Source organism: Woeseia oceani, from assembly GCF_001677435.1.
Taxonomy (GTDB): Bacteria; Pseudomonadota; Gammaproteobacteria; order Steroidobacterales; family Woeseiaceae; genus Woeseia; species Woeseia oceani.
Genome location: NZ_CP016268.1, coordinates 434,138 through 447,895, shown reverse-complemented (window position 1 = coordinate 447,895; position 13,758 = coordinate 434,138). Strand labels below are relative to the sequence as shown.

Below are 13,758 nucleotides of genomic sequence, written 5' to 3'. Positions count from 1 at the left end.
TTTTCCAAGCGCCACTGCCTGCGCCTAATCCCCCCACCTCTTTGTATAGCGCACCCCGAACTCTCGCGGCCGGTTAGTGTAGATATTCTGAATGCGTTCCCTGCCGTCAGCGACACTCGACGCACCCCAGTCGAAGTAGCCATCAGCATGAGTGTACTGCGCTCGCTCGTCGGTGACATTGTTGACGAAGACGGAGACCTCCCAATCGTCACCTGTCAGGCCGGCACGAATATCACCGATCGTGTAAGCCGCATTCTTGAACTGCGGGTTCGGGCTGTCGACCGCTGACAACGGCTCCAGAATGTTCAACGTGTCGCCGGTGTAGGACCACTGCGTCCTGATAAACGCATCCTTCTGACCGTTCCATTGCACTGGCCAATGGTACTCGGCCCAGCCCGAGGCCTTGAATTTCGGCACGACCGGCAAACGCAGGCCGGCAACCAGGTTGTTAATGCCATCCCCGTTCAGGTCGTGTTCCGTATCCGTCTCCGCTTGCATGAACTCGGCGTTCATGCCCAACGTCCAGTTGGCGTTCGGCGCGTAATCGAGTTCAACACTGAGCCCGGTGATATGCGCTTCACCGGCATTAGCCACGACACGTTGCCATGGCTGGCCACAGACACCTGGCACGGCATCTACCAGCGGGTCTTCACACACCGCACTGGACGGGTCCACCAACTCCAGTTGATAGTCGGACCAGACCATGTGATAGCCCGTCGCATTGAAGCGCCCGGCACCTTCAGCAAACAGTGACTTGTATCCGACCTCGTAGTTATCCATCAGGTCGGATTCGTAGTTGGCCGGAAAGAACGGCTCACCACGGGTCCGGTTGATACCGCCCGGTCGCTTGCCACGGGTGTACAAGCCGTACATCAGGCGGTTGTCCGCGAAGGCATAGCTCAGGCTGACCTTGGGAATGAACTCCTTGTCGCGACCGGTACGCCCCGGAACCTCGCCGGTAGCGAGTATGGCGTCTCGCAATTCCGGGTCATTGATTGAAGGCTCGCCGACATTGTTAAAGCCACCCGGACTTCTGACAACGTAGCGATTGGTATTGCTGCGATCAAAATAGCGACCGCCGACGGTCAGGTCCAGCCGATCATTGATATGCCAGGTGGCTTCGCCGAACACGGCTTTTTGCTCCCAGTCAGTACGACTCTCGGAGTGCCAGTGCGAGGTCGCATCGGGATAGGTAACCGGCGTGCCATAGAGGTCAGAGAAGAACCACTCCCAGTAATTCAGCGAAACGGAATCCTGATAAACGTTGACGCTGCCATCACCGCCCGTCGTAGGGCCGGCAAACGACGATTGCCAGGCATCCAGACTGTCTTCGTAATAAAGACCCACAATCCAGTCCAGGGTGTCACCCTGATGGGAAAGCCTTATTTCCTGGGTGAACTTGTCCTGTTGTGCGTTGAGCTTGGACAGGTTGAAGAAATCACTGTCGACCGACGTGCCATGGCAGTACACCGGATAAAAGACCACGTAACCTGTATCCGGGTTGGTCCAGTAGTAAGGGAGTTCGGCGGAGGTGTATGCCGAGTCGTGGCAATAACTGGCGGCCCAGTAGTGCGCGTAGGTTGTCGAGTCCACCTGGTAGTTGTGCTTGCGTTCGTAGTACGACGTTGCGGAGACCAATTGCGCAAAGCCAAGGTCGCCCTCTATGGTTAACGAATACAGACTGAACTTGTCGGTGGTCCATTCATCGTGAAACCGCACGGTCTTGAGATCACCGACGTAAGGGTCGTAGTGGTTGTCCGCACCGGAGTCTGAATCCTGCCCGGCGATCGAAACCGTTGTTGACCAGTCATCGTTGATATCCCAGCGTAGCGACGCCCGACCGCCTATCGTTTCGGAATCGTTCCAGCGATCCTCAACGGCTGCCGAATTGTCCAGCGTGCCGAAACCTGCCGGATAAAACCCGGGGCCCTGGATGGCCGATTCATCAGGGGTATGTCCGAACACGTTGTCGATAAAGCCGCCGTCCTTATCGTTGTAGCCAACGACCCGCAGTGCCAGCTTGTCCTCGATCAACGGTATATTGAACACCAGTGAACCGCGGTAACTGAGGTCGCTGTCCGGTCCGGCACGCACTTCGCCGTCGAACACTGATTCGAAAATGCTGGGGTTGGGCTTGTTGGTAACAACGCGCATGGTGCCCGCCTGGGCATCGGAACCGTAGAGGGTGCCTTGCGGCCCTGACAGTGCTTCCACGCGTTCGATATCAACCATGCGCACACTCGGTTGTGCGCCGGTCGTCGTGATCGATATTTCATCCAGATAGACCGACGAGGTCGATTGTGCGATGTAGCCAGCACCTGTGATGGCGCCACGGAAAACAACCACACTGGAACTGTTGCTGTAGGTGACGACATTGACCGACGGTATAAAGCGAGCGTAGTCCTCCATCGCTTTGGCGCCCATTGCCGCGAGCGTATCCTGCGACAAGGCCTGAATAGCGATTGGAATGTCCTGCGCCGACTCGGTGCGCTTTCTCGCGGAAACAACGATTTCTTCAAGAACACCGCGGGTCGCGGTTTGGGTTTCCTGCGCCTGCGTGGTGAGGCCCGGATACAACGCTGCAGCAACCGCGGCGGCGACCGGCGTGACGGCCAGACCGTAAGACTCTTGCATAGCTATGTCCCCCGACATTAACGATGTGTCTTCGGCACTTTTTCTTGCAGTGCTGCTACCGAATCTATGGCAGGCGCGGATTAACTACAAGCGTCGCAATGGGCAGCAAAGCGTTTGCACCAATATGTCGCCTGAATAAAGGCGCAGTCAGACCGGCAAATATACTTCGGAGTCAGCCCTAAACCCGCGAACTGCAGTCCGAACACCGGCTGTTGGATTTATTTATCAATAACTTGAACGTGGCCGGGCAAATTTTTCTGCAAAATCGCGGGCCGGGCGTCCGCCGGCAGCGCGGTCAGCAAGGGTTCCAGTATATGAACAAGTGGCAGCAGGTGTGATTCGTACTTGCGCCACAGATTCACGGAACTTGAGTAAATGGGCTGGCGTACCTGCTCCGAACTTGCCGTCTTTACCGCCCGTTTGTTTGCGAAGAACCGCAGACAACCTTCCTCGAACGGTAAACCGCAAAAATCAAGCAGTTGACGCACCTGCTGATCGAGATCAGCAACGACCTGTTCATAGTGCACGTCGTGCACGAAGCCCGGCAATACGCGGTGCCAATGGTCCATGAGGCGCTGGTACTGGAGGTAGTACTCGCCCAGTTCCGTCATGTCGTAGCTAAAGGTTTGGCCGCTGGCGAACAGCTGCTTGAATGAACCAAGACAACTGTCCAGCGGGTGCCGCCTGGCATTGATTATTTTCGCGTTGGGCAAGGCAAGCCGGATCAGTCCTGTGTACGCGAAATTATTCGGATTCTTATCGATGAAGTACCCACTGCCCTGGCGGTATTTGGCGGTACTCCGCATGTACTCCCTGCCTATGCTGGACCAGCCGCCCGCATTCAGGCTGGCCAGAAACTCCGGGTAGCGTTGCTGGCGCGGCGCACGGCGACGCAGCTTCAGCACCGCTTTCGGCAAATCGCCAAGTTCATGCGTACCTTCTACCTGACTGTGGCTTGCCAGAATCTGCTCAATCAGTGTCGAGCCGGACCGGGGCAGACCGACGACGAAGATCGGCACCGGATCAACAGCTTCGGCGGCGGTCTGGGACACAAAGGATTCGTCAAACATCGAGATTATTCGGTCGTGGGTGGTCTCTGTATCCACAGGGTCGTAGACCTCGACCCGCCGACGAACAATGTTGCATTGTTCGAAATTCCCGAACGCGCGGTCGTAGTCGCCGCGCGCCTCAAACGCGAATGCCAGCGCATTGTGTATTTGCGAACGTGCAACTTCAGTAAGACCTTCGGCATCCAGAAGGGCCTGCATTGCGCTGACTTCTTCATCCGTAAACCGGAATGTCTTCAGATTGGCCAGACTCCAGTACGCCTCGGCATGATCTGGCCGCGCCGTGATGGCCGCACGGTACTGTACGATGGCTTCGGCGCTCTGGCCGACGGTTTTCAGATGGTGCGCCATGCTGCACAGAGCACCGGCTTTGCCCGGCGCAAGCTCGAGAACCCGGCGATAAGTTGCAATGGCCTCCTCATGCCGCCCCGCCATGCCGAGCACGCTGGCCCGGACCATGTACGACTCGGCCGCCTCCGGTGCGAGTGCTATTAACCTGTCGGCCGTGGCAAGCGCCTCGTCAAATTTTTCCTGATCCCGCTGGACGTTCGCCAGATCGACAAGCGCCCGCGGATAGTCCGGTGCCAGACTGACAGCGCGCTGCAGGAAAATTTCCGCCTCCTGCAAGCGCTCGTGTTCGACAGCAATTCCTGCCAGCAAACGGGCAGCCTCGACGTGATCCGGGTCCTTGCGGAGAATGCCGCGATACACATCTTCAGCACGTTGTTTGTCGCCGGCTTCTGCCAGCGCCTGTGCTTCCTTTATCTCCTCTTCGAACGCCATCCGTGCACGTCGTGCACGCGGTGCGGATTGGGCGCCGTGCGCCACCAGGGTCCGTGCACGATCAAGTTTCGACGAGGTCATTGGCCGCGTGGGATCTAGTCGCAGCGATTGTTCGTACGCGCGTATCGCCCGATCCGCATGGCCTTCAGCCAGCAGCCAATCGCCGTGAACATCGTGGGCAGCAGCGAAACCGGGATGCACCTGCAAGGCCCGCTCAATGTATTGCTGTGCAAGCGCAAACTGCCGTAAGGCGAGATTGGCCCGGGCACCCAGGCACAGCAGGTTTGCATCATTCGGCTGCATTTCGAGGCCTGTTGCGCATAGCTCAACAGCCCGGGCAGGGTCGCCGCTACGCAAGGCCGTCGATGCGGCTTCGAAACGCTCACGTTGTTGAGTCAAATCAGAAATTGCCGTCTCCGGAGTTGCTGACCCTTGCCTGTAACAGCAGTAATGACCCGGCCGTTGCGGATGAAGTTCAGCAAGGCGCTGTCGCATGATGCCATTCGTGCCGCGCGCTTGTGCAGCAATTTGGAAAGCAATAACCTGCGCGTTCCCGCTAGCGCCGGATGCACGCATTCCAACCAGGCTCAACTGACGACTTGAAGACTTTCAAAGCAGCTGCCGAAGACAGGGATTTCGCCGTATCTGCGGAGATTTTTCTTAAGCCCGATACCGGCGCCGAGGTCATTCGCGAACAGGCGTCACTACTCAAGCCGGCCGTCAATGGCGTATTGCTGACGGATAACCAGTTCGGACATCCGCATTTATCGACACTCGCCGCCGCAAGTTTGCTGCTGGCAAACGGGGTCGACCCGATCGTGCAGTTGTCCACTCGCAATCGGAATCGCATTGCGTTGCTAAGTGAATTGCTCGGCGCGGGAGCGCTGGGGGTCAGCAGCCTGGTACTGGTGCGTGGCGACCGGGTGCCAGACGGATTCAAGCCCCGACCCAAAGCCGTGCACGACCTTGATGCGGCGGAACTCATAGCGACAGCGAGCAAGCTGACCCTGGACGAACGCATGTCAGCACTGCCGGAGTTTTATATTGGCGGCCTGATCACGCCACACGCGCCGAAACCGGGCTGGAAAGCGGCAAAGCTGATCGAGAAGATCGAGGCGGGTGCGCAGTTCGCCATAACCCATGTCTGCATGGATATACCGCTGTTGCAGATCTACATGAAGCACCTGCTTGCCATCGGCCTGCTGAACCGGGTCCGGGTCTGTGTCTCACTTGCCATTATCGAATCGGCAAGCGATGCGGACTGGCTGCGCGCGCATCGGCCAAACGTCAACGTTCCGGAAAGCCAGCTGGCCCGTTTGCGACAGGCAGCCGATCCTTACCAGGAAAGCGTGCGTATTTGCGCCGAGCAACTGTCCGCTTTGCGCGAAATACCCGGCATCAGCGGCGCACACATCGTGGCAACCCGGCAGCTGGCGGCCATACCGGCCGCCATCGAAGCGGCCGGCTTGTTGCCGGGCAGGTAGATTCCGCACGGCGCTCGTCGATGGTCTGGCTGAGCGCCGAGCAAAATCTACAACCCGGGTCCATCTGGGTGCTCAGAGGGCAGGCTCTGGCGAAATCGGTTTCCTGAGCGCCCAATGCAGCAACCGTATGGCAGGCGAAAAAAAACCCGCCACGTGGGCGGGTTTTCCGTACTTCGTTGCGCTGTCTCAGCTTTGGCGACGGCGCCGCGACAGGCCGAGTCCGGCAAGTGCCAGGCCGAACAATGCCAGCGTGCCGGGCTCCGGAATCTGGCTCATCGTCACAGATCCCCAACCGGCATCACGGTAGCTGCCCCAACGTCCGTGTGCCGTTTCCGACAACAGTGAAAAGCCACCACGGTTTACGTCTTGCACAATGCTGCCGAACAGTCTGGCGGAATCGATGCCGTAATAAACCTGACCGCGCACTCCACGGAAGCCGGATGTCGTGAACGCGTCGAGTACCGCCGCCATGAAATCATCAACCAGTTCCTGATCGTCGTTGAAAATGGCGAAGTCTCCGGGACGCGGGTTCGAACGGCCGAAGTTCCACGAAACGTCGAAGGTCATTTCACCGACTTCAAGACCGGTGATATCGCCGTTGGCCAGCACGATAGGATCGGCGTTGGCCGCCAGTGGCGAGAAGAGGATGGCGACTACGGCCAGAAAAGCATTCTTTGTCTTGGTCATGTGCCTGTACCCAAAAGGGTTGAATTGCAGATACTGATATAAATAAGCAATAGCCGCGCCAATCTGAAACATATTATTTATTCGATAAGTTACAAGGAGACGGATTTCACGCAAGAGCGATTGCGCAAAATATGCCGACATGACACGGGTAAGCAATAGCGACGGGCCGCCGCAACCGGCGAGCGCAAATTGCAGCTTGCAACAACAAATGCGAATGATTATCATTTGCGGAAATGAAACCTGAAACCCCAAAGCCGACCAAGAGAACCGCGCATGACAAAACACTCTTGGCCAGCGAACTGTTTCAGGGCCGACAAGAGATACGCATAGCGTTCAACCGTGAAATCTACCGACTGCGGATCACTCGCAACCAGAAACTGATTCTGACCAAATAACCCGTCTCGCCCGCCAGCCAGCAACGCGCCCGCCAGCCAGCGACAACCATCAGGAGAAATTTGATGTTGTCTGCCATTGCCCTGGCGTTCGCACCCGTTGCGGCGCTGGCTACCGTACCTGCTACTAACGAAGCGGAGATCGAAACGATCACCGTGGAAGCCGCCAAAATTCCGATGTCAGCTTCCGATATTACCAGCAGCATCACGCTTATCGACGATGCGCGAATTTCGCAAGAGCTTGCCCAGACGATAGACGATCTCGTGCGCTACGAGCCCGGCGTTGACGTCGTCGACCAGGGTAGTCGCTTCGGGTTGTCTGGAATCAGCATCCGCGGCATCGGTGGCAACCGGGTCAAAATCGAAGTCGATGGCGTCGCGACATCAGAGGCTTTCTCGGTCGGCAGCTACTCGAACGCAAGTCGCGATTTCGTGGATGTGAACAGTCTGAAGCAGGTCGAAGTCATTCGGGGTCCGGCGTCCGCGGTGTTCGGTTCGGACGCTCTTGGAGGCGTCGTCAGTTTCGTCACGAAAGGACCGTACGACCTGTTGCACGATTCCGATCGCTACGCCGACTTGAGCGCCGGTTTCAACAGTGTCGATGCCAGTCGCGTCCTGCGCGTCACCGGTGCCGCCCGCACCGGCAAGCTGTCCACTTTACTACGCGTTAATGCCCGCGATGGGCAAGAACAGGATGTCGTTGACGCTGACCCGTTTACGGACGAAAGCCTGAACCTGCTCGCTCGATTCGAATGGGGCGAGTACGGCAACGGTGCACTAGGTTTGTCGATTGAGCACTTCGAAGTCGACAGCGCCACCGAAGTCGATTCCCTGGAAGGCCGGCAGGATTTTTCCGCGCAGTTCGGGTTTCCCTACATTATCGATACGACGGCGATTGCGGCCGACGACCGCAAAAACCGAACTCGCCTCAGCCTGGGCCAGGACTGGCTTGATGGACGCTTCGGCACCAACTACCTTCGCTGGCGCGCCTATTCGCAAGACAGCCAAACTCGCCAGGACACCTACGAAACTCGCGAATCCTTTATCGCCGGCACAGCTTCCGCGGTTACCCGGGATCGCCGCTTCACCTTCGACCAGTCACTGACCGGTCTGGAAATCAACGCGGCGAGTGAGTTTGCAACCACGCGTGCCTCGCATCTTTTTGCCTACGGCATTGAACACGAACGAACGGATACGGAACAACTCCGCGACGGTCGCGAGACCGACCTGATTAGTGACGAGATATCAGCGCAGGTGGGACCGGATCTGTACCCCGTTCGCGATTTTCCGAAGTCACGGACCCGCCGTAGCGGCATTTACCTGCAGGACAGCATTGCTTTGGGCCCCGTGACCATATCGCCCGGGCTTCGCTGGGATCGATACGAACTCGAGCCCGTCTCCGACAGCATATTCGCCGAAGACAATCCGGGTATCGTTACCGCGACGCTCGACGAAGACAGAGTCTCGCCAAAACTTGGCGTGCTGTGGAGCATCAGCGAGCAGTGGTCCGCCTATGCACAGTACGCCGAAGGCTTCCGCGCGCCTCCTGCCAATGATGTCAATGTGGGCTTTACCAACTTCCAGTTTGGCTATACGACACTACCCAACCCGGACCTGAAATCGGAAACAAGTGTGGGCTATGAAACCGGCCTGCGCTACTCCGGCGATGCCGTATCGTGGGACCTGGCCGTATTCGATACCCGTTACGATGACTTTATCGAGTCGTTTCAGGTTGTCGGTTTTGACCCGGTTAATCAACTGATCCAGTTTCAGTCCGTCAACGTCGACAAAGTTGACATCGCCGGCGCGGAATTCAAAGGGCAGTTCCTGCTCCCGCTCTTTTCAGAACAACTGACACTGCGGGTATCGGCGGCCTACGCCAAAGGCAAAAACCGGGCGACGGGAACTCCGCTGAATTCGGTAGCACCATTGAACGGCATCGCAGGTCTGGATTTCAAGCACGACTCGGGTCGCTGGGGGACCAGCCTCGTTGCCCGTGCCGCCCGACGCCAGAACAATCTGGACGAGAGTGCCGGCGCGCTGCTGAGCCCGTCGGGCTATGCGGTCTTTGACTCATTCGGGTATTGGCAGCCGAGCGAAAACACAAGACTGCGCGCAGGGATATACAACCTCACTGATCGCGACTACACCGCCTATCTGGATGTTCAGGGCGTGCCTGCCGATGTCACGAATGCGGCGCAATACCAGCGTCCAGGCCGCCACTTCAGTATCGCCATCGACTGGACTTTGTAACCTTTACCTTTCAGGACTGACTATGACGCTCCGAACTCTCATTTTGCTCGCCAGCTTTACGTTCTCAACGGCTTGTGTAAGCAACAGCACGGCGGTCCCGCCCGATCCCGGCTACACCCCAGGAAGCAACCCGCACTTCGCGCAGATCGCTGCCGAAACCACCGCTGCGGACCGGGACCGGGCAGCCATACTCGCCATGCGCGGTGACTACCGCGTGGACTTCCACTTCCAGGAAACCGTGCCATTACAGGCGGGATACGAAGTACATGACGACAAGAACAGCGGTGGGTTTGAGACCGTGCTGGTCGTTGAAGACTCCCCCGGCAAGATAGTGCTGCAGCACATACTGGTCAGCCCGGGTGGCCACGTCGTCAAGCATTGGCGACAGGACTGGACTTTCGAGGCGAGCGAGCGATTCGAGTTTGTCGCCGAACAGACCTGGGAAACACGGCCGATCGACCCGCAGAAAGTCCCGGGAAGCTGGACGCAGTGTGTCTTTGAAGTATCGGATGCTCCACGCTATTGCGGCACTGGTCGCTGGAACCACAAATACGGCGTATCGACGTGGACCAGCGACCGTAGCTGGCGCCCCCTGCCGCGTCGTGAATACACGAAACGCAGCGATTACAACGCAATCAATGCGGAGAATCGACACACCGTTACTCCCAACGGCTGGACGCACGAACAGGACAACACCAAGACTGTCCGCAATGGGCAGCAAACTGCGGCAACCCTGGTACGCGAGTTCGGCTTCAACAACTACAGGAGCATCGAGAGCTTCGATTTCACACCGGCCACCGACTACTGGCAACGAACATCCGCTTACTGGGCCCGGGTTCGCGAGGCCTGGAGTGACCGCCTGCACAGCGGCAGTCGCCTGCTGATAGATACAGACGTTGACGGTATGCCGATCATCGAAGCCACCTTCGAGCAAGCTGAAACCGCCAGCAACAGCAGTGACGCTCAACAACGTGAAATGATCGACGCTGTACTTGCTCGCTGGACGCGTGTCGATCAATTGACACCGGTCAGCTCAACGAACTAACCAGCATTGTGGCGCGCAGCCGGCAGAGTCCCAGACAATGACTCGATACCGACTGATCGTCGTAAATGATCCGCATCGCGAGCCACGGGTGCAGGTCGTCGATATTGAGCGCGACTACCCGTTGTTCGACTGGTCCGGCTGCGTCGCACGGCACTTGCTTCGTTGTGGTGAGCTTGAGCGTTGCAATATTCGTCACTGCGGTTGCTACCCCTGTGACAAATACCTTGCGTGCCATCTCGCCTTGGTCGCCGCCGCCTATCGATCACTGCACGCAGCATTACCATTAGAGCAACAGGCAAAGCCGAAGCAACGTCACCGGACTCGGGGCGCAAGAATCTGCGATGAATGTCGTGAGTAGCGCATTCTGAACTTTGACTCCGCAGCGCTGACAGCAGCGAGCGCTGATCGCAGCTGTCAACGGCCGCTGCGAGTCACTGGCCGTACGCTAGTAAGCGGCGACCGCAATGCAAGGAGGCGCCAACAGGCAGCGCCCGGCTGCCTAATTGGGGAGTTGGGAAACGCAATGCGCGGCGCCCAACAGACCCGGCTGATCGTGAACAATCAGGCGTGTCGGAATACGGGCCACTAACTCGCTGTACCGCCCTTTGCGCTCAAAGCCCTCACGAAAGCGGCTGTTGAGCAGCCGATCGCGGTGACGCTGGGCAATGCCGCCAGCAATGAATATGCCGTCCATCGCACCCATGGTCAGCGCGAAATCGCCGGCGAACTGGCCGAGAATTTCAAAGAACAACTCGACAGCGGCAATGGCGATATCGTCTGACTTGTCACGGTCTGCCGCAAACAGGCGTTCCGCGGGCAATGACCTGCCCTGTTCACCGCGCAGAAGAGTGAGCGCCCAATAGATGTTTTCCACACCGGCACCGGACACGAGATGCTCGGTGGAAACCCTGTCGTAGCGCTTACGCAGTGTCTCAAGCACCTGCATCTGCAGCGCCGATTCGGGCGCAAAACCGGCGTGCGACGCTTCGCCTGCAATCGGCAAATAGTGCACGCCCTGCTTGCGCAGGCCAACCGCTCCGAGGCCGGTGCCGGGGCCAAGCACACCATACATGCGCTGTAGGCCCGCAAATGAAACAGGCGCGGACCCGCCAATCGGCACGCTGTCTGCAGAACCCAAAGCAGGTACCCCGAACGCGATTGCTTCGAAATCGTTAAGCAGTCGCACGTGTCCGGCACCGAACCGTTGACGCAGGTCTGCCGCATCCAGTTGCCACGGGTTATTCGTAAACTTGACGCGTTGTTCGATGACGGGTCCGGCAACTGCCAGGCAAATCGCATCCGGTGCGCCCACACCAAGCGCTTGCAGGTAGTGCGTCAAGGCATCGGCTGCGGTCGCGAACTCTGCACACGGCAGGATGCGCAACGACGAGTATGCATTGCCGGCAGGATTGGCAAGCGCGAAACGGGCATTGGTGCCGCCTATGTCGCCAATCAGCAATCGCTTATCTGTCATCTCATTCCGCAATCAGTTGGCGGCAAGCTGGCCGCTCTCCGTGCCAGTAATCCGGCACACCGGGCGCGAACGCAACGATTCTGTCTAACGTTGCAGCATCTGCGAGCCTGCACCGCTGCCGGCAAAGATGCTGGCACCCGCCTCCGCACCCGAGACATTGTTGCGGAAAGTCACAAACAGTTCACGCCCCATGCCATTGTGACTGCTGGTCAGATCGTAGTGTGGTTGCTGCCTGGCAGCCAGTGATTCGGCATTCGCCACTTTCAGCGCGCCATTGTGAGAATCAATCTCGATCATGTCGCCATCCTGAATCCTGCCAATCAAACCACCTGCAACGGCCTCCGGAGTTACCTGGATCGCAGCCAGTACTTTTCCCGAAGCGCCGGACATCCGGCCGTCCGTCAGCAACGCCACTTTGAAGCCACGACTTTGCAATACCCCGAGGTACGGTGTCAGCTTGTGCAGTTCCGGCATGCCGGTTGCACGCGGACCCTGCGCCGGCAGCACCGCAACGAAATCACATTCGAGCTCGCCATCGTTGAATGCCGCAGTGAATGCCTCCTGACTCGGGAAGACCCGAGCGGGAGCACGAATGTTCTGGTAGGCCGGATCAACGGCAGATACTTTGACAATCGCACGGCCGATATCACCCTGCACGACCCGCAGACCGCCCTCGGAGTCAAACGGTTCGGCAACCGACCGCAAGATATCCGGATCAAGCGACGCAGTTTCGCCATCGCGCCACGCAAGCTCGCCATTATCTGTGCATGGCTCCTGACAAAGGCGTCGCAGACCCGTGCCAAGTATCGTCCGCACCTCGTCATGCAACAAACCGGCATCGAGCAGTTCGCGAATAACGAAACCCAGACCGCCCGCCGCATGAAATTGATTCACGTCTGCCATGCCATTGGGATAGACACGGGCCAGGAGCGGTACGACCGACGACAGCTCCGCGATGTCGTCCCAGTCAATCCTGATGCCCGCGGCCGCAGCGATCGCGACCAGGTGTATCGTGTGATTCGTCGAGCCACCTGTCGCCAGCAAACCGATGATGCCGTTGATGACCGCCTTCTCATCAATAATCTCACCGATAGGAGTGTACTGATCGCCAAGGTGCGTGAGTCCCAGAATTACCCGCACCGCTTCGTCAGTGAGCCGGTCCCGCATTGCGCTGCCCGGGTTTACAAATGAGCCGCCTGGCAACTGCAGGCCCATGAACTCCATCAGCATCTGATTGCTGTTGGCGGTGCCGTAAAACGTGCAGGTGCCGGGACCGTGGTAAGCCGCCGACTCCGCGGCCAGCAATTCGTCACGCCCAACCCGTCCGGCCGCGTAGTCCTCACGAACCTGCGCTTTTTCCTTGTTCGACGAGCCCGTGGTCATCGGACCTGCCGGTATGAAGACCACCGGCAGATGACCGAACGACAATGCTCCGATCAACAAGCCCGGTACGATTTTGTCGCAAATACCGAGACAGACTGCCGCGTCAAACATGTTGTGCGAGAGTGCGACGGCCGTCGACAGCGCGATAACGTCACGACTGAACAACGACAGGTCCATGCCGTCCTGACCCTGGGTAACGCCATCGCACATCGCCGGCACACCACCGGCAAACTGTGCGGTCGCGCCACAAGCGGCGGCCGCTGCACGAATTTTGTCCGGGTAGTCCGCAAACGGCTGGTGCGCGCTCAACATGTCGTTGTAGGCGGAAACGATGCCGATATTCGGCGTTACATTGCCAGCCAACTGCTCTTTGGTTTTTTGGCCACAAGCGGCCATGCCGTGTGCGAGATTGCTGCACGACAGCGCGTTGCGCGCCGGGCCCTGATCCGCAGCCTGTCGAATCCGCAGCAGATACGCGGCGCGCTCTTGTGCGCTACGACGGATGACCCGCCGGGTTACTTCTTCAATAGTCTTGTGCATGCCTGAACCTCGATGC

9 protein-coding genes and 1 pseudogene are annotated in these 13,758 nt (G+C 58.4%); 4 read left to right on the top strand and 6 right to left on the bottom strand.

Annotation, left to right across the window (positions count from 1 at the left end; all coding sequences use genetic code 11):
- Positions 1 to 24: 24 nt before the first annotated feature.
- Together BA177_RS01930 and BA177_RS01925 are read right to left on the bottom strand one after the other, a co-directional pair.
- Positions 25 to 2,634 (bottom strand): TonB-dependent receptor, encoded by a 2,610-nt coding sequence (locus BA177_RS01930; RefSeq protein ID WP_068612258.1) that lies wholly within the window; start codon positions 2,632 to 2,634, stop codon positions 25 to 27.
- A 218-nt stretch (positions 2,635 to 2,852) separates the two neighbouring features.
- Complete coding sequence (locus BA177_RS01925; protein ID WP_197493278.1) at positions 2,853 to 4,883, bottom strand: tetratricopeptide repeat-containing sulfotransferase family protein; 2,031 nt, start codon at positions 4,881 to 4,883, stop codon at positions 2,853 to 2,855.
- Positions 4,884 to 5,083: 200 nt separating this feature from the next.
- Between BA177_RS01925 and BA177_RS01920 the strand changes: the two genes are divergently transcribed.
- Entirely contained in the window at positions 5,084 to 5,968 is an 885-nt protein-coding gene (locus BA177_RS01920; protein WP_068612255.1) for a methylenetetrahydrofolate reductase, read from the top strand.
- A 186-nt stretch (positions 5,969 to 6,154) separates the two neighbouring features.
- Here the strand turns inward: BA177_RS01920 and BA177_RS19135 are convergent.
- Positions 6,155 to 6,241 (bottom strand): annotated as a pseudogene (locus tag BA177_RS19135) (PEP-CTERM sorting domain-containing protein); the annotation flags it as partial.
- 647 nt (positions 6,242 to 6,888) lie between these two features.
- Here BA177_RS19135 and hemP point away from each other — a divergent pair.
- The 3 genes from hemP (at position 6,889) to BA177_RS01905 (ending at position 10,345) form a co-directional block, all read left to right on the top strand.
- Positions 6,889 to 7,050, top strand: a complete 162-nt coding sequence (gene hemP, locus BA177_RS19060) for a hemin uptake protein HemP (RefSeq protein ID WP_082989778.1) — start codon at positions 6,889 to 6,891, stop codon at positions 7,048 to 7,050.
- A 63-nt stretch (positions 7,051 to 7,113) separates the two neighbouring features.
- Positions 7,114 to 9,300, top strand: coding sequence for a TonB-dependent hemoglobin/transferrin/lactoferrin family receptor (locus tag BA177_RS01910; RefSeq protein ID WP_068612251.1), 2,187 nt, complete (start codon positions 7,114 to 7,116; stop codon positions 9,298 to 9,300).
- Positions 9,301 to 9,322: 22 nt separating this feature from the next.
- Positions 9,323 to 10,345 carry a DUF6607 family protein gene (locus BA177_RS01905; protein WP_197493276.1) on the top strand — a complete coding sequence of 341 codons (1,023 nt, stop codon included), beginning with the start codon at positions 9,323 to 9,325 and terminating at the stop codon, positions 10,343 to 10,345.
- On the opposite strand, the gene BA177_RS01900 is transcribed toward BA177_RS01905, so the two are convergent.
- The 3 genes from BA177_RS01900 to edd all read right to left on the bottom strand — a co-directional run bounded on the left by BA177_RS01900 (position 10,329) and on the right by edd (position 13,742).
- Complete coding sequence (locus BA177_RS01900) at positions 10,329 to 10,541, bottom strand: hypothetical protein (protein ID WP_156762654.1); 213 nt, start codon at positions 10,539 to 10,541, stop codon at positions 10,329 to 10,331. The two genes, BA177_RS01905 and BA177_RS01900, sit on opposite strands and share 17 nt — an antisense overlap.
- A gap of 303 nt (positions 10,542 to 10,844) precedes the next feature.
- Positions 10,845 to 11,819 carry a glucokinase gene (gene glk, locus BA177_RS01895; RefSeq protein WP_068612248.1) on the bottom strand — a complete coding sequence of 325 codons (975 nt, stop codon included), beginning with the start codon at positions 11,817 to 11,819 and terminating at the stop codon, positions 10,845 to 10,847.
- An 84-nt stretch (positions 11,820 to 11,903) separates the two neighbouring features.
- Positions 11,904 to 13,742 (bottom strand): phosphogluconate dehydratase, encoded by a 1,839-nt coding sequence (gene edd, locus BA177_RS01890; protein ID WP_068612246.1) that lies wholly within the window; start codon positions 13,740 to 13,742, stop codon positions 11,904 to 11,906.
- Positions 13,743 to 13,758: the final 16 nt, after the last annotated feature.